Annotated in this window: 14 protein-coding genes; 7 read left to right on the forward strand and 7 right to left on the reverse strand. The window is 71.8% G+C overall.

What is annotated here, in order from left to right; all coding sequences use genetic code 11:
• Window positions 1-89 precede the first annotated feature (89 nt).
• The 3 genes from QHG49_RS02730 to QHG49_RS02740 form a co-directional block, all read right to left on the reverse strand.
• A complete protein-coding gene (locus QHG49_RS02730; protein ID WP_301487115.1) occupies window positions 90-2249 on the reverse strand; it encodes a hypothetical protein in 2160 nt (719 codons plus the stop codon).
• A gap of 300 nt (window positions 2250-2549) precedes the next feature.
• The gene (locus tag QHG49_RS02735; RefSeq protein WP_301487116.1) at window positions 2550-3077 is read right to left on the reverse strand and encodes a hypothetical protein; all 528 of its coding nucleotides are present in this window, start codon (window positions 3075-3077) and stop codon (window positions 2550-2552) included.
• 334 nt (window positions 3078-3411) lie between these two features.
• On the reverse strand, window positions 3412-5019 hold the full coding sequence (locus QHG49_RS02740; RefSeq protein ID WP_159698373.1) for an adenosine deaminase: 1608 nt from the start codon (window positions 5017-5019) through the stop codon (window positions 3412-3414).
• Between the two features lie 210 nt (window positions 5020-5229).
• Between QHG49_RS02740 and QHG49_RS02745 the strand changes: the two genes are divergently transcribed.
• The gene (locus QHG49_RS02745; RefSeq protein WP_145489674.1) at window positions 5230-5475 is read left to right on the forward strand and encodes a DUF5133 domain-containing protein; all 246 of its coding nucleotides are present in this window, start codon (window positions 5230-5232) and stop codon (window positions 5473-5475) included.
• Between the two features lie 196 nt (window positions 5476-5671).
• Complete coding sequence (locus tag QHG49_RS02750; RefSeq protein WP_301487117.1) at window positions 5672-6586, forward strand: SGNH/GDSL hydrolase family protein; 915 nt, start codon at window positions 5672-5674, stop codon at window positions 6584-6586.
• Window positions 6587-6668: 82 nt separating this feature from the next.
• Here QHG49_RS02750 and pgm read toward each other — a convergent pair whose 3' ends face one another.
• Complete coding sequence (gene pgm / locus QHG49_RS02755) at window positions 6669-8309, reverse strand: phosphoglucomutase (alpha-D-glucose-1,6-bisphosphate-dependent) (RefSeq protein WP_301487118.1); 1641 nt, start codon at window positions 8307-8309, stop codon at window positions 6669-6671.
• A 275-nt stretch (window positions 8310-8584) separates the two neighbouring features.
• Window positions 8585-9436 (reverse strand): chitosanase, encoded by an 852-nt coding sequence (locus QHG49_RS02760; protein ID WP_301487119.1) that lies wholly within the window; start codon window positions 9434-9436, stop codon window positions 8585-8587.
• Window positions 9437-9707: 271 nt separating this feature from the next.
• Between QHG49_RS02760 and mgrA the strand changes: the two genes are divergently transcribed.
• From mgrA to QHG49_RS02775, 3 genes are all read left to right on the forward strand, one after another.
• Complete coding sequence (gene mgrA / locus QHG49_RS02765; protein WP_159698385.1) at window positions 9708-10751, forward strand: L-glyceraldehyde 3-phosphate reductase; 1044 nt, start codon at window positions 9708-9710, stop codon at window positions 10749-10751.
• A gap of 108 nt (window positions 10752-10859) precedes the next feature.
• Complete coding sequence (locus QHG49_RS02770) at window positions 10860-11033, forward strand: hypothetical protein (protein ID WP_201300494.1); 174 nt, start codon at window positions 10860-10862, stop codon at window positions 11031-11033.
• 35 nt (window positions 11034-11068) lie between these two features.
• Complete coding sequence (locus QHG49_RS02775) at window positions 11069-11713, forward strand: DedA family protein (protein WP_301487120.1); 645 nt, start codon at window positions 11069-11071, stop codon at window positions 11711-11713.
• An 18-nt stretch (window positions 11714-11731) separates the two neighbouring features.
• Here QHG49_RS02775 and QHG49_RS02780 read toward each other — a convergent pair whose 3' ends face one another.
• Window positions 11732-13522: an MFS transporter gene (locus QHG49_RS02780; RefSeq protein WP_370530418.1), complete on the reverse strand. Its 1791-nt coding sequence runs from the start codon at window positions 13520-13522 to the stop codon at window positions 11732-11734.
• Window positions 13519-13998: a MarR family winged helix-turn-helix transcriptional regulator gene (locus QHG49_RS02785; protein WP_301487121.1), complete on the reverse strand. Its 480-nt coding sequence runs from the start codon at window positions 13996-13998 to the stop codon at window positions 13519-13521. Before QHG49_RS02785 ends, QHG49_RS02780 begins: the two co-directional genes overlap by 4 nt.
• Before the next feature lie 124 nt (window positions 13999-14122).
• Between QHG49_RS02785 and QHG49_RS02790 the strand changes: the two genes are divergently transcribed.
• Together QHG49_RS02790 and QHG49_RS02795 are read left to right on the forward strand one after the other, a co-directional pair.
• The gene (locus QHG49_RS02790; protein ID WP_145489689.1) at window positions 14123-14296 is read left to right on the forward strand and encodes a CsbD family protein; all 174 of its coding nucleotides are present in this window, start codon (window positions 14123-14125) and stop codon (window positions 14294-14296) included.
• Window positions 14297-14552: 256 nt separating this feature from the next.
• Window positions 14553-15020 (forward strand): ATP-binding protein, encoded by a 468-nt coding sequence (locus QHG49_RS02795; RefSeq protein WP_159698391.1) that lies wholly within the window; start codon window positions 14553-14555, stop codon window positions 15018-15020.
• The last annotated feature ends 74 nt before the right edge of the window (window positions 15021-15094 follow it).

Genomic DNA, 15094 nt, shown 5'->3' on the forward strand with positions numbered 1-15094 from the left:
GGTGGTCGTGCGGGTCCCGGCCGCGTCGGGGCGGCCGGGATCCGGGGCCCGTCCGAGGGTGTCGGACGGGCCCTCGGGTCGGTGCGCGTTCAGTGGTGCGAGGAGTGCCTGACCTGATGGCGCGGGGCGTACGGGACCTGCTCGGTGACGCCCTTGGGGAGCCTGGTGCGCGGTGCCGGTGCGGTGGCCGCCGGGTGGGTGTGGCCGTGGGTGCCCGGGGTGGCGGCGGATGCGGTGGCCGGCAGGGTGAAGGTCTGCGCGAGGCCGAGGGAGGCGGTCCAGCCGGACAGTTCACCCCCGTAGGCGCTGCCGAAGCCGCCCAGGATGTAGGTGCTGCCGGTGGGCAGGGTGGCGTCGGTGTAGGTACCGCTGGGCGCCTGGACGGTGACGGTGTTGCCGATGCGGTAGGCGGTGACCTGGCCGGCGTTCAGGGCGTTGGCCCAGGCGGTGCGGCGCTGGAGTTCGGTGCCGATGTCCTTCATCCGCAGGTTGACCAGCGGGGTGTTGGCGTTGAACAGGCTGCTGTAACCGTCGAGCACACCGTTGAGGACGGGGTAGGCGATGCGGTCCTCGGTGAGGTTGGACTGGTGGATGAAGTGCGGCTTCGGGTCGTTGGAGAGCACATGCCCGAGGTCGATGTGGGTCTCCAGCGGCACGATGTAGTCCTGGTAGCCGGTGCTGGTGTCCAGCGGGGCGGGCAGGCACGTGGTGGTCGCGGGGTTGTCCTCGCACACCCCGCTGCCGCCCTGGGCGCGGCTGGTGTAGAGCCAGTTGTACTCGTCGGCCTCCTCGGAGGCCTTGCCCGCGTTGTAGAAGACGTTCATCGGGTAGCGGGCAACCGTTTCGGCGGGGCCGACCTGGCGCTGGGCGGGGTCGCGGGAGGCGTCCGAGCCGAGCCACTTGACGCCGCTGTCGGTGAGCGCGGGGCCGAGGTTGGGGTTGTCGTCGGGCTGCTGCGGCAGGATCCGCATCCCGGAGTGCTCGCCGGTGACCAACTCGGTGTTGTCCAGGGGCAGTCCGTTGGTGAGGCCCCAGACGCGGTTGTTGGTGATCTCGTCGTCGATGGTCTGCCGGCTGACCCACTGGGTGCTGCCGTCGGCGTTGGTCTCGCACTTCCACGGCACCACGGTGGTGTCCTGCTCGCAGCCGAGGAAGGCGTGCGTGTAGGTGTGGTTGATCCAGCGGAACTTGTTGCGGTCGGCGATGAACTTGTCGGCGAGCTGGTCGACGCCGTCGTTGTCCGCGCGCTGGTCGACGCTGCCGGAGCCGTTGAAGGCGAGGTCGAGGGTGAAGTTGTGGCTCTGCTCCCAGGCGGCGGCGTAGTCGACGTCCGCCGGGGTCATCCGGATCGGGCTCGGCGTGCCGGAGCTGTTGGTGCAGTCGACGTCGCCGGGCGTGCAGTTGAGCTGGGTGTCCCAGCGGTCGTCGGCCGCGAACACGTCGTCCACGTGCACGGCGAAGTAGTTGCGGGAGGCGCCGAGGTGCACCCCGCCGGTCATCCAGTCCACGATGCCGCGGGCCAGCAGCCGGAACTGCTGCTGGTACTGGTTGTAGACGAAGGTGATGACCAGCTCGCGCCGCCCGTCGTGCCGGTACTCGCCGACGAGCGAGCCCTGGGTGGTGGTGCCGGGGATGGTCGCCTGGACGTACGGGGTGAAGTCGGCACCGGGCGCGGGGGTCGACAGATAGCCGTAACTCTCGGCCACGGTCGGCGAGTTGTCCTCGAAGGGCACGGCACCCTTGAGGTAGCCGAAGGGTCCCGCCTTGCCCGCCGCGGAGACCTGGGCCTGGACGCCGTCGACGCTGCCGGAGTAGCCGCCGGTGGTCGGGACCTGGAGCCCGGCCTGGGGGCGGGCGTAGGTGTAGGCGTCGACCTGCGGGATGCCGTACGTCTGCTCGTAGGCGGCGAGCGCGCTCATCTCGGCGCTGCCGGCGGCGAACGGGTTGTCGTTGGGCAGGACGACGGCCTGGTACTTGGCGCGGGCCCGGCCGTTCACCGTGTCGGCGAGGAAGCCGGCGTCGATGGTGGGGCGGCCGCCACTGGTCAGGTCGACCTTCGTGAACGGCGTTCCCTCCGAGGTGAGTTCGGCGGTGATGGCGTCGGTGGCCGGGCCGCCGTCGCTCACCACCAGGACTCTGAGGTCGATACGTGGTGTGCCGCCGTCGGCCTGGGCCGGTCCGGCCTGGAGGCCGAGTGCGGCGATGAGCGCGCCCACCGTGAGCGTGGTGGTGCGAATGGTCCGCTTCATGCGGTGAAGTTCCCCTCCCCGGACAGGGGTGAGCACGGCTCGCATGGAGCGGACGCACCCCCTCGCACGACCCCGGCGTCCCCCTCAGAAGCCGGTCGTCGTGCATCCGTCGCGTCACATAGTGATGGATGTGTGTAGCTTTTGTGGTCGGGTCACGGAACCTGACGGAAAATGGCGGGTGTCCAACTGCTTTGTGACGCAACCCGATTGACCTTTTCTCCGTCGTGCCCCGCATCGCCCGGCGGGCCGTCGGGTCCACCGGGCGACGTACCGGCTTCCGCGAGTGGTGCGGGCGGGCCGTCAGGAACAGAGCACGCGCGTCTCGGGCGTGTACACCGGGCCGCCGTTGCTGTTGGTGCCGTCACTGAACTCGGCGTAGAAGTACGAGTAGAAGCCGATGTTGCCGTTGCAGCCGGAGTCGGCGGCGACCTGGAGGGTCAGGGTGACGGTACGGCTCTGGCCGGGCGGGATGGTGGCGCCGTAGTTGGTGCCGAGGTTGGTCGGGCCGGTACCGGAGCAGGAGGTGGTGCTGCCGTCGGCGGCGGCCAGGGTGCAGCCGGCGAAGCTGTACTTCAGGTCCGGACGCTGGGTGGTCAGCCAGGTCGGATCGATCGTCTGGTACACGAACAGGACGTCGTACGTCTTGTTGTTGGTCAGCGTCATCGACAGCTTGACCGACCCGCCGGGGGTGGTGGTGGCGCTGTCGGCGCTGAAGGTGAGGGCGGCCGGGGCCGGGTCCGCGCTGGCGACGGTGCTGAAGCCGAAGACGGCGAGGACGGCGGCGAGGACGGCGGCGAGACCGAGGCGTCTCAGCAGAGGTGATCGCATGGCCCGGGAGGCTAGGCGCGGGGCGCGCGCCGCGTCTGCCCCGTCACGAGGGCCCGAAGCACGATCGGCCGAAAGCGGTCGTTCGGTGAAGGCGATGTGATGATGATGTGACGATCTTGCCGGAGGGGCATCGCTGCACGATACGGGCCGTGATGACTGAGGTGCATGGGGTTACCGGAAACGTCGTCGCAAAGCCGGGGTAATGGCGAAGACCCGACCCGCACTCGCGTGCGGAATCGGGTCATCCGGTTGTACGGCCACGCGCTTCCCGGCCATTCGGAGAATTCCGGCCGCGCCGGTCCCCCGCGAGAGGACCGGCGCGACCGCGCACGGGTCACCCCCGGGCGTGCGCCCGCTCGAACGCCGCGAACGCGGCCTCCTGGCGCCACTCCAGGCGTGCCCGGGGGCTGCCGTCGAGGAGCCGCCGGCAGGCCGCGCCGCGCACGGGCTGTCCGGGGCGCTCGGCGCGGCAGGCCGCGACCGGGTGGTAGCCCTGGGCGGTGGGGTTGCCCTGCCACAGGCTCGCGCCGGGCAGGAAGGCGTACTGGAGGGAGGCGCGGGCCAGGTCCTTCAGCTCCGGGTAGCCGAGGCCGTAGGTGGCGGCGGCGTACTGGTACTCGTGGCTGATGTCGATGCGCGAGACTCCGGGGTCGTCGGTGGCGAGGACGACCGGGACGCCGTAGCGGCGGTACGTGGTGAAGGGGTGCTCGGCGCCCTTGACGCCGAGGATCTGGGCGTTGCTGGAGAAGGGCACCTCGACGGCGATCTGCCGGGCCGCCATGGTGCGGGCGGTGCGCTGCCAGTCGTCCTCGTGGACGAGGTCGACACCGTGTCCGACGCGCTGGGTGTGCGCGACGTCGACCGCCTCGGCGATATGGAACTTCAGCGCCTCGGGCTTGACCAGTCCGGGCCACAACTCGCCCGCGTGCAGGGTGACATGGGCCTTCGGGTACACGGTGCGCAGATAGCCGACCATGCGCATCTGGAGGCTGTAGTTCGCCAGCGAGCTGTCCCAGTCCTCCGGCTGCACCAGGTTGACGGCGACGTAGCGGGAGTCCGCCTCGGCGAGCCGCATGCCGAGGTCCAGCTGGGTGAAGACCCGCACCGGTGAACCGCCCCGGGACGCCTGGGAGATCCAGCGGACGGTGAGCCCGCAGGCGGGCCGGGCCTTGGCGGTGCCGCAGCGCTCGGCGGCGCGGAACTCCGCGTCGCCGTCGTCGGTCTCCTTGCGGGCGTCCGCGACCAGCTTGTCCAGCTTGCCGCCCGCGACCAGCCTGCGGTGCAGGGCGGTGAGGTCGGCGTCCCAGCCCACCTGGTCGGCGAGCTGCTTGGCGCCGTCGGAGGCGGGGGTGACCATCGTCTCCAGGTACGACTGGTTGTCGGCCACGACGGTGTCGGCGACCTGGGCGAGCAGCTTGCCCCGGTGCCGCCAGGTGACCTCGCCGAACTTGCCGAAGGTGTCGAAGAAGTGGTCGTGCCCGTTCTCGTCGGGCGGGAAGTCCTGCATGGACCAGGCGCGCACGATCGCGTCGTGGAAGGCGCGGTCGGTGCGGGCGTCGGCGGCGGGCCGGGTGCCGGGGCCGCAGGGCGCGGCGACGGCGGTCATCGTCGCGTCGATGCACAGGCCGTCCTCGGCGGCCAGCTCGATGAGGTAGTCCGTGCTCACCGCTCCGGAGAGGTGGTTGTGCAGGTCCCCGCCCTTGGGGAGCTGCCGGAAGAAGGCCCGCAGAGCGGCGGGCCGGTTCTTGACCGAGCGGAGGTAGGCGTCGGTCCGCGCCTCGGCGGCCGTGGCCTGCCGGGACGGCGGCGCGGCGGGCCGGACCGCCGGGCGCGCGGGCTGCGCGGCGGCGGGCAGGGCGGACAGCAGGGACAGGACACTGAGGGTGCCGAGCACGGCCGGAACGACCCGGCGCGGTACGGAACTTCGGGTGTGCAGACTCACAGGTGCATGATCAGCCAAGGAGTACGGCGACGCGGGCGCGACCGGCGCATACCGACCGGAGAGCACCCGTGCGGGTGATGTGTCCGTCTCCCTGTCCGGTGCGGGCAGTGCGCGCGGGACCGGGGACCATCGGGGTGGCATGCCGGGCGCAGGCCCGGGTATGCGCGCCTGCGACGTCGTACATCGGCGACATACCAGGAGGCCGACCCCATGCTGATGGCACACCCCGCCGTACTCAAGGACCTCATCACCCAGTACGAGACCCTCGCGCTGCTCGGCGCCGAGGAGAGCACCCCGGGGGCGCGGCAGCGGCTCGCGGACGTCTCGTACACGCTGTGCGTGGCCACCGGGACGCGGGATGTCGACATGGCCCTGATCGCGGCCCGCCACCGGCTGTCCGGGGCCCGCCCGGAGGACGACTCGGTGCTCCAGGACCCCGAGCCGGCCGTCGCCTGAGGCCGGGGCGCGGGGCCGCGCACCGCCGCCCCGGCACCGCGCCCCACCAGCGGCTCACCGCCGCGCTCCCCCGAACTCATGGGCTCCCGCTTCTGGTCGGCGGGGCCTACCGGACGGTATACAGACCCAGTCGATCGCGTGCGGGCCGCTCCATGGCGCCGCCGTCCGCGTGGTGTACCGGTCCCAGGGGGGAACGATGACGAACGACAGGCGTCCGGCCGGCGGGGCGAGAGCCCGGCGGCGGCTCGCGGTGCTGGCGGCGGTGGGCGGATGCGCCCTGGTCGCCGCCGGCACCACTGCGGCCGCGGCGCACCCGGCGGGCCACGGCCACCGCCTCGCCTACGTGGCGCTCGGCGACTCCTACACCTCGGGCCCGGGCATACCCACCCAGGTGGACGCCGACTGCGCCCGCTCCGACCGGAACTACCCCTCCCTGGTGGGGCACCGGGAGCGGGCGACGGCGTTCACGGACGTCAGCTGCTCGGGAGCGACGACCGTGCAGATGTGGCAGGCCCAGGGCACCAACCGGCCCCAGCTGGAGGCCGTTTCGCGCCACACCGACCTGGTGTCGCTCCAAATAGGCGGCAATGACGTCGGATTCGGCACCATCATCGCCACCTGCGCCCGGCTCGGTGTCCAGGACCCGGCGGGCAATCCGTGCGAGCGCTCCTACGAGGCGTCCGGACAGGACGCGCTGGCGCTCGCGGTGCGGCAGACCGCGCCGAAGATCACCGAGGTGCTGCGGGCCGTGCACAGGCGGGCGCCGCACGCCCGGGTCGTGGTCGTCGGCTACCCCGATCTGCTGCCCGACGACGGCGTCGGCTGCTTCCCGCAAGTCCCCTTCGCGCAGGGCGATTTCGGCTACCTGCGGGACACCGAGAAGCGGCTGAACCTGATGCTGCGCACGGTGGCCGGGCGCAACCGCGCCGAGTACGTGGACACGTACGGCCCGACCGTGGGCCACGACATGTGCAAGGCGCCCGCGGACCGCTGGATCGAGCCGCTCCAGCCGGCCGCGCCCGCGGCCCCGGCACATCCCAACGCCCGGGGCGAGGAGGCCATGGCGGGCGCGGTCCTGCACCGGCTCACGGGGAAGCACGGGCACCGCTGAGCACGGCGGGCGGCGGCCTGTGCACATCGGTGCGGAGGCCGCCGCCCGCCGATGCCGGTGATCGGCACCGATATGTCTCCGCTCAGCCGCCCAGCGCGCCCTGCACCACCGCCCGGGCCTCCTCCTGCACCCGGGCCAGATGGTCCCGGCCGAGGAAGGACTCGGCGTAGATCTTGTAGACGTCCTCGGTGCCCGAGGGGCGGGCCGCGAACCAGGCGTTGTCGGTGGTGACCTTGATACCGCCGATGGCCGCGCCGTTGCCGGGCGCCTCGGTGAGCACCGCCGTGACCGGCTCCCCGGCGAGGGTGTCCGCGGTGACCTGGGCGGGCGACAACTTGCCGAGCAGCGCCTTCTGTTCGCGGGTGGCGGGGGCGTCGATGCGGGCGTAGGCGGGCTCGCCGAAGCGGGCGGTCAGACCCGCGTAGTGCTCGGAGGGGGTGCGGTCCATGACGGCCGTGATCTCGGAGGCGAGCAGGGCGAGGATGATGCCGTCCTTGTCGGTGGTCCACACCGAGCCGTCGCGGCGCAGGAAGGAGGCGCCGGCCGACTCCTCGCCGCCGAAGCCGAGTTCCCCGCCGATCAGCCCGTCCACGAACCACTTGAAGCCGACGGGCACCTCGACCAGGCGGCGGCCGAGGTCGGCGGCGACCCGGTCGATCATCGTGGAGGACACCAGGGTCTTGCCGACACCCGCCCCGGCGGACCAGTCCTCGCGGTGCCGGAAGAGGTAGTCGATGGCGACCGCGAGGTAGTGGTTGGGGTTCATCAGGCCCCCGTCCGGGGTGACGATGCCGTGCCGGTCGGCGTCGGCGTCGTTGCCGGTGGCGATGCGGTAGGTGTCGCGCTGCTCGATCAGCGAGGCCATCGCGTAGGGCGAGGAGCAGTCCATGCGGATCTGGCCGTCCCAGTCCAGGGTCATGAACCGCCAGGTGGGGTCGGTGCCCGGGTTGACCACCGTGAGGTCGATGCGGTGCTGCTCGGCGATCCGGCCCCAGTAGGCGACGGAGGCACCGCCGAGCGGGTCGGCGCCGATGCGCACCCCGGCCGCGCGGATCGCGTCGAGGTCCAGGACGCCGGGCAGGTCGTCGACGTACGTGCCGAGGAAGTCGTAGCGGACGGTGGTGTCCGCGGCGAGCGCGCGGGCGTACGGCAGCCGTCGTACGTCCTTGAGGCCGCCGGTGATGATCTCGTTGGCGCGGTCCTGGATCCAGGAGGTGGCGTCGGAGGCGGCCGGCCCGCCGCTCGGCGGGTTGTACTTGAAGCCGCCGTCGGCCGGCGGGTTGTGCGAGGGGGTCACGACCACGCCGTCGGCGAGCCCCGTGGTGCGGCCCCGGTTGTGGGTGAGGATGGCGTGCGAGACGGCGGGGGTGGGCGTGTAGCCGTCCGCGCTGTCGATGAGCACGGTCACGCCGCCCGCCGCGAACACCTCCAGCGCGGTGACCTTCGCGGGCTCCGACAGGGCGTGGGTGTCGGCGCCCAGGAAGAGCGGGCCGTCGATGCCCTGGGCGGCGCGGTACTCGCAGATGGCCTGGCTGGTGGCGGCGATGTGGTCCTCGTTGAAGGCGCTCGCCAGGGACGAGCCCCGGTGCCCCGAGGTGCCGAACGCCACCCGCTGGGCCGGGTCGGCCGGGTCCGGGTGCAGCGCGTAGTACGCCGTGACCAGCCTCGCCACATCGACAAGGTCCTCGGGACCGGCCGGCCGGCCGGCTCGCTCGTGCGCCATGAGTGCGTTCCTCCGCGTCGGTTTCGGTCGCTCGCTCACGCCCATCTTTCCTCGTCAGGAGCATGACGCGCGAGTACGCCCCACCTTATGATCCGTCGCTCCCGGTGCCGTCCGGCCACCCGCGCGGCACGCGTCGAGGCGGGCCCGCCACCGTGACCGCGCCCGCCTGCGCACCCGTTCCCGGAACTCCTTGGACCGCCGCGCGCGGCTGCCGTCGCCGGGCCGTGGCGCCCGCGTCCGCCGGTCTGCCACGGCCTCGCAGCGGCGGGCGGCCGTCAGCCGATGTGGTAACGGTCCCCGTACACCTTCCAGTCGAGCGGAGTCTTCAGGTCGAGGTTGCCCTTGCGCAGGAAGACCCGCTGTTCGGTGTCGACGCGGGTGGTGTCGCTGTGGGCCTCCTCCTGCTTCATGGCCCAGACCCGGGCGTCGAGGAAGGCGCCGAGGTACGCCGTCTCGTCGCCGCCCCGCGCCGGGGGCTCGGCCGTGCGCAGGGCGCGCCTGCGGATGTTACGGAAGCTGGTGGGGTCGTCGCCGTCGCCGTGCATGACGATGGCGTCGTAGTAGCAGAACTGGCCGAGGGCGCGCAGTCCGTCGGTCTTGCCCTGGGCGACGGCGGGGCCGAAGCAGACGCGGTCGCACTCGTCGTCCTGGCACTTCTGGAACACCGTGTCCTGCGCGGCCTTGCGCCAGTCCTTGGGGAAGTCCGGGTCGAGCCCCGAGTGCGAGTCGCTGCCGTCGACCCTGCGCAGCGCGGGGAGGTACTGCGCGAGGATGTTGCCGGCCTTGCGGTCGGCGTAGAGCTGGACGAGGTCGAGCATGTCGCCGGTGCCGGAGCAGAAGCCGATGATGCCGCCGGTGTAGCCGCGGCCGTCGCCGATGTCCTCGATGTACTTGTACTGGGCCTTCCAGTCGAGCGAGGAGTTCTCCGCGCTCGACACCAGCTTCATCGCGATCTCCTTCTTCGCGGGATCGTCGAGGCCGCTCGCGGCGGCGGTGCCGGGCTGCGCCGCCGCGACGGCGCGCGGGACACCGAGCGCGGCACCGGCGGCCACGGCGCCGAGCGCGGCGACGAGGGTACGGCGGGAAAGCCGGGCAGGGGCTGCGGATCCGCGGTGTTCGTGCACCACTGGGGTCTCCAAGGAGGTGTGGGGGGTGGCGAGTTGGGCCAGTACGAAGGCGCTGGCGAGTATTGGTAGGAAAGTTTCCTATCAGACCTGGAAGAGGCCGGTAACCCGGCCCGCGTGAAATTCGTAGGATCGGACAGTCCGCACTCAGAAACAGGACCGCTCAATCCCATCCGGCTGTGCAATTGGACTTATGGATCACCTCGGCGCAGGGTGGACTGACCCCCCTCGGACCCCTGGGGACACCCGTACCGCACCACCCGGAGAACACCCGATGACCCACGTCGCGGACCCCGCTCGCTACGACGGCACCATGCGCTACCGGCGCACCGGCCGCTCAGGCCTCGACCTGCCGCTCCTGTCCCTGGGCTACTGGCACAACTTCGGTGACGACCGCGCCTTCGAGACCCAGCGCGAGATCGCCCTGCGCGCCTTCGACCTGGGGATCACCCATCACGACCTGGCGAACAACTACGGCCCGCCGTACGGCTCGGCGGAGACCAACTTCGGCCGGCTGATGCGGCAGGACCTCGCGCCGTACCGCGACGAGATGGTGATCTCCACCAAGGCGGGCTGGGACATGTGGCCGGGCCCCTACGGGCAGGGCGGCGGATCCCGCAAGTACCTGCTGGCCTCGCTGGACCAGTCGCTGCGCCGGATGGGCGTGGACTACGTGGACATCTTCTACTCCCACCGGCTGGACGCGAGCACGCCGCTGGAGGAGACGATGGGCGCCCTCGACACGGCCGTCCGCCAGGGCAAGGCGCTCTACGTCGGCATCTCCTCCTACGACGCCGAGCGCACCCGGCAGGCCGCCGCGATCCTGCGCGACCTCGGCACCCCGCTGCTGATCCACCAGCCGTCGTACAACATGTTCAACCGCTGGATCGAGACCGAGGGCCTGCTGGACGTCGCCCAGGAGGAGGGCTTCGGCGTCATCGGCTTCACGGCGCTCGCCCAGGGCCTGCTGACCGGCCGCTACCTGGACGGCGTGCCGGGCGACTCGCGGGCCGCGCGCGGCGACTCCTTCGACCGCTCCTGGCTGACCGAGGACGTGTTGCGCCGGCTGCGCGCCCTGAACGGCATCGCCGCCCGGCGCGGGCAGACCCTCGCCCAGCTGGCGCTCGCCTGGGCGCTGCGCGACCAGCGGGTGACGTCCCTGGTCATCGGCGCCTCCCGCACCGAGCAGCTGGAGCAGAACGTGGCCGCCCTGGACAACCTCGGCTTCACCGACGAGGAACTGGCCGAGATCGACTCGTACGCCATGGACGGCGGCGTCGACCTGTGGCGCGAGGCCCGGCTGGGAAATCTGGACTGACTTCGGGGTATGTGACGTACGCCACAGAAATGAAGGATAAATAAGACTTAATCTGGCAACTCGGACATCCTTACGACTCTCTCACCACCGCAAGGAGCCGCTCGCCGTATGGTGCACGCAGCCCGTCCCAGCCACGTCCCGCCGCCCCACCCGGACCTGAGCCGCGCCCGCGACTGCGAGCGCTGCCTCGGCTGGGGGACCGTCGTCAGCCGCGACGGCGAGCACGAGCTGTGCCCCAGTTGCCAGCGGGCCCCCGGTAGCGCCGGGGGCCCGGCCCTGTGAGGGCCCCCATCGGCGTCGGCCCGTACCGTTGAGGCATGGCCGCCCCTCCGCTCCCCGGACCGCTGGCCCATCTGGCGCCGCTGCTCGGCCACTACGGCTACTGGGCCGTGGGGGCCGTGATCCTCGTGGAGGACTTCGGCATCCCGGCACCCGGTGAGACGATCCTGCTCGCGGCCGGGGTGTACGCGGGCGCGGGTGCGCTGGACGTCGTGAAGGTGGGTCTCATCGCGTTCGCCGCGGCCGTCGTCGGGGACAACATCGGCTTTCTCATCGGCCACTTCGGCGGGCGCGCCTTCGTGCACCGCTGGGGGAAGTACGTCCTTCTGACCCCGAAGCGGTTCGCGGCCGCCGAGGACTTCTTCACCCGGCACGGCGCCGTGATCGTGACCGTGGCCCGGTTCGTCGAGGGCCTGCGCCAGGCCAACGGCATCGTCGCGGGCACCTCGGGCATGCACTGGCGCCGCTTCCTCGCCTTCAACGCCCTCGGCGCCGCCCTGTGGGTGGGCCTGTGGACCACCCTGGCCTATCTGGCGGGCAGCCACATCGACGCGGTGTACGAGGAGATCAAGCGCTACGAGCTCTACTTCCTCCCGGCCCTCGCGGTCCTGGTCCTCGCGCTCGTGGCCCGCCATGTCGTACGACGGCGCCACGAGCGCGCGGAGTCCGAGGGGACCGGCTGACTCCAGGGGCCCGGAGCCTCAGGAGGGGCGCGCCGCACCGCTCGGCTTCGGCGCGGGCTGCCCGGTGCCGGCCGTCGGCGCCTCCTCGGCGCGTTCATGGCCGCCGCGCAGCGCGGAGGCCACGGCGGAGACCAGGGCCATCCCGGCGGCCACGCTGAAGACGATGGTCAGGCCGTGGTGGAAGGGACCGGAGACCAGTTCGGGGAAGAACGTGTGCCCGGTCAGGGTGGCGCGCTGGGCGGCGGTCAGGCGGTCCAGGGTGCCGCCCGCGAGCAGATGGCCGATGGGGTTGTCGCCGAGGAACGTCGCGAACAGGGTGCTGACCGGCGGCAGCGAGGCCACCTGGTGCGCGGTCGCGGCGGGCACCCCGTGCGCCGCGAGGCCGCTGCTCAGCGTCTTCGGCAGGGTGGCGGCCAGGCCGGAGACCATCAGCGAGAAGAACACGCCGATGGACAGGGCCGTACCGGAGTTCTGGAAGGTGGAGCGCATCCCGGAGGCCACGCCCCGGTACCTCGCCGGCACGCTGCCCATGATCGACGAGGTGTTGGGCGAGGAGAACATGCCCTGGCCCAGCCCGTTGAGCAGCAGCAGCGCGGCGAACGGCCCGTAGTCGAAGTCAACCGGCAGGGCCAGCAGCCCGAGGAAGGACCCGGCGACCACCAGCAGCCCGGCGGTGGAGAAGATCCGGGCGCCGAACCGGTCGGAGAGATAACCGGAGACGGGACCGGCGAGCAGGAAGCCGAGGGTGAGCGGCAGCATGAAGATGCCCGCCCAGAGCGGGGTGTCCTCGAAGTCGTAGCCGTGCAGCGGCAGCCAGATGCCCTGGAGCCAGATGATCAGCATGAACTGGAGCCCGCCGCGGGCGATCGCGGTCAGCAGGGCGGCCAGGTTGCCCGCCGCGAAGGCCCGCACCTTGAACAGCGAGAGGCGGAACATCGGCTCGGCGACCGTCTTCTCCACCACGCAGAAGACGAGCAGCAGGAACACACCGCCGATCAGCCCGGTGAGGACGAGCGGGTTGGTCCAGCCGGTGGGGTGGCCGCCGTACGGCTGGATGCCGTAGGTGATGCCCGCGAGCAGGATGCCCGCGCCCGAGGCGAAGGTGATGTTGCCGAGCCAGTCGACCCGGCCGCGCCCGCCGGCCGCGGTCTCGCGCAGGCTGAGATACGACCAGATGGTGCCGGTGACGCTGATCGGGACGCTCACCCAGAACACGGCCCGCCAGTCCACGGCGGCCAGCAGACCGCCGGCGAGCAGGCCGAGGAACTGCCCGGCGAGCGCGGTGATCTGGTTGATGCCGAGCGCCATGCCGCGCTGCCGGGAGGGGAAGGCGTCGGTGAGGATCGCGGCCGAGTTGGCGGTGAGCATGGAACCGCCGAACGCCTGCACGACGCGCCACAGGATCAGCCACAGCGCGCCCGCCCCGGCCCGGAACGGATCGAGGGACAGGGCGATGGAGGCGATGGCGAAGACCAGGAAGCCCAGGTTGTAGATGCGCACCCGGCCGAACATGTCGCCGAGCCGGCCGAGGACCACCACCAGGACGGCCGAGACCAGCAGATAGCCGAGGATCATCCACAGCAGATAGCCGATGTTGCCCGGGGCGAGCGGGTCCAGGCCGATGCCGCGGAAGATGGCCGGCAGCGAGATGATCACGATGGAGGCGTCCATCGTGGCGATCAGGACGCCGAGCGTGGTGTTGGACAGGGCGACCCACTTGTAGCCGGGGCCGGGGGGTGTGTCCCGCTGCCGGGCCGAGCGGGCGAGCAGCCGGGCGCGTATGCCGCCCGCGGGCGTGCCGGCGTTCACAGCTGTTCCGCCAGTCGGTCGAGGAGGGGCAGTACGTCGGTCAGAGCCTGCCGTTCCCGCGCGGTGAACCCGTCCAGGGCGTGGGCGAGGCGGTCGGCGGACTCGGAGCGGCGCCGCTCCAGCACGGTCCGGCCCTCCTCGGTGATCGCGATGACGGCCCGGCGCCGGTCGACCGGATCGGGCGAACGGCTGACCAGGCCGCGCTGCTCCAGGGCGGCCAGGGTGCCGGCCATCGCCTGCGGCCGTACCCGCTCCTGCTCGGCGAGCGCGCCCGGCGAGTCGGGGCCGCTGCCCGAGAGCCGGGCCAGCACCGAGGCACCGGACAGGGTGAGGTCGCCCACCGCGTGGGCCTGGCGCAGCCTGCGCACGATCCGGCCCATGGCCAGCCGGAGCGAGCCCGCGAGCGCGCTGGTCCCCGGGTCGCCGCCCGGGCCTTCCGCGGCCGTCTCCGCCGCGTCTTCCGTCGCCACATCCATGATTAGTAACAATAGGTTTAGCAGTCTGGCCTGTACAACCAAAGGCGGGTAATCGGTTTGAGGGGCGTCGCAGGGGCAAACCGAATGGCGAACGGACTTCACGCGACGTTGGGAGTGAGACCCGATGGCAGGCAACCAGAAGGCGAAGGGCAAGGCGGAGCAGGCCAAGGGCAAGGCCAAGGAGGCCATCGGCCGCACCGTCGGCAACGAGAAGATGGAGGCCGAGGGCCGCATGGAAGGCGCCAAGGGCGATGCCCGGCAGGCCAAGGAGAAGGCCAAGGACACCTTCAAGCACTGAAGCCCGCCGTCAGCCATGGCGCTGACCCGGACGATCGACTCCCACGGGTCCCGGGAATCCACCCCCAGCGGATTTCCGGGACCCGTTGTCACGTCCGGCATCCGCTGCCGGCAGGGGCTCGTGTGCAACCGAAGGATTCCCGGTGCACGTCCCCTTGATCGACGGAGCAGCGGGTAGCCGAACCGACAGGACGGCACATTCCCCGCACGCGCGCAGGAAGGGACCCCGAACCCCGGAGGGAAAAGGGCGACGAGGTATGGACATCTCGCTGAGGACGCATCCGAGGACGCAGGATCTGGGCTACAGCCGCACCTGGGACACCGGCAGGTGCAGCAGCGCCGACGCGCGTGACGCCGTCGCCGCCCTGCTCGCCGCGGCACACCCGGCGCCGTTGCGACGCTCGGTCCAGGACGCGCAGCTTGTCGTGAGCGAACTGGTGACGAACGCGGAGAAACACGCGCCGGGCCCGTGCGCCCTCAGCCTGGAGCTGAGGCCCGGTGGCCACGCGCTGCGGATCTGCGTGACGGACACCTCCACCTCGCCGCCGCATCCCCGGCCGCCCGACCCCGGGCGGGTCGGCGGCCACGGTCTGCACCTGGTGACGATGCTCTCGCGGGACCTGGAGGTGACGATGCTGCCGGAGGGCAAGCGGGTCACCGCGACGGTGCCGCTCGTCACCGAGGGCGGCGGACCCCGGGACGGCGGACCCCGGGGCGAGGGGTGAGCCCACGCCACGGCGGCTGAGGACGGCGGCCTCCTCTTCGCCGCCCGCCCCCCACGGACCACGAGGTCTCGCCG

This window comes from Streptomyces sp. WP-1, assembly GCF_030450125.1.
Taxonomy (GTDB): Bacteria; Actinomycetota; Actinomycetes; order Streptomycetales; family Streptomycetaceae; genus Streptomyces; species Streptomyces incarnatus.

Excerpts from the sequence above, each read along its gene's own strand:
- QHG49_RS02730 (WP_301487115.1), bottom strand. The coding sequence starts at position 2,249 with ATGAAGCGGACCATTCGCACCACCACGCTCACGGTGGGCGCGCTCATC.
- QHG49_RS02735 (WP_301487116.1), bottom strand. The coding sequence starts at position 3,077 with ATGCGATCACCTCTGCTGAGACGCCTCGGTCTCGCCGCCGTCCTCGCC.
- QHG49_RS02745 (WP_145489674.1), top strand. The coding sequence starts at position 5,230 with ATGCTGATGGCACACCCCGCCGTACTCAAGGACCTCATCACCCAGTAC.
- QHG49_RS02750 (WP_301487117.1), top strand. The coding sequence starts at position 5,672 with ATGACGAACGACAGGCGTCCGGCCGGCGGGGCGAGAGCCCGGCGGCGG.
- pgm (WP_301487118.1), bottom strand. The coding sequence starts at position 8,309 with ATGGCGCACGAGCGAGCCGGCCGGCCGGCCGGTCCCGAGGACCTTGTC.
- mgrA (WP_159698385.1), top strand. The coding sequence starts at position 9,708 with ATGACCCACGTCGCGGACCCCGCTCGCTACGACGGCACCATGCGCTAC.
- QHG49_RS02770 (WP_201300494.1), top strand. The coding sequence starts at position 10,860 with ATGGTGCACGCAGCCCGTCCCAGCCACGTCCCGCCGCCCCACCCGGAC.
- QHG49_RS02775 (WP_301487120.1), top strand. The coding sequence starts at position 11,069 with ATGGCCGCCCCTCCGCTCCCCGGACCGCTGGCCCATCTGGCGCCGCTG.
- QHG49_RS02785 (WP_301487121.1), bottom strand. The coding sequence starts at position 13,998 with ATGGATGTGGCGACGGAAGACGCGGCGGAGACGGCCGCGGAAGGCCCG.
- QHG49_RS02790 (WP_145489689.1), top strand. The coding sequence starts at position 14,123 with ATGGCAGGCAACCAGAAGGCGAAGGGCAAGGCGGAGCAGGCCAAGGGC.
- QHG49_RS02795 (WP_159698391.1), top strand. The coding sequence starts at position 14,553 with ATGGACATCTCGCTGAGGACGCATCCGAGGACGCAGGATCTGGGCTAC.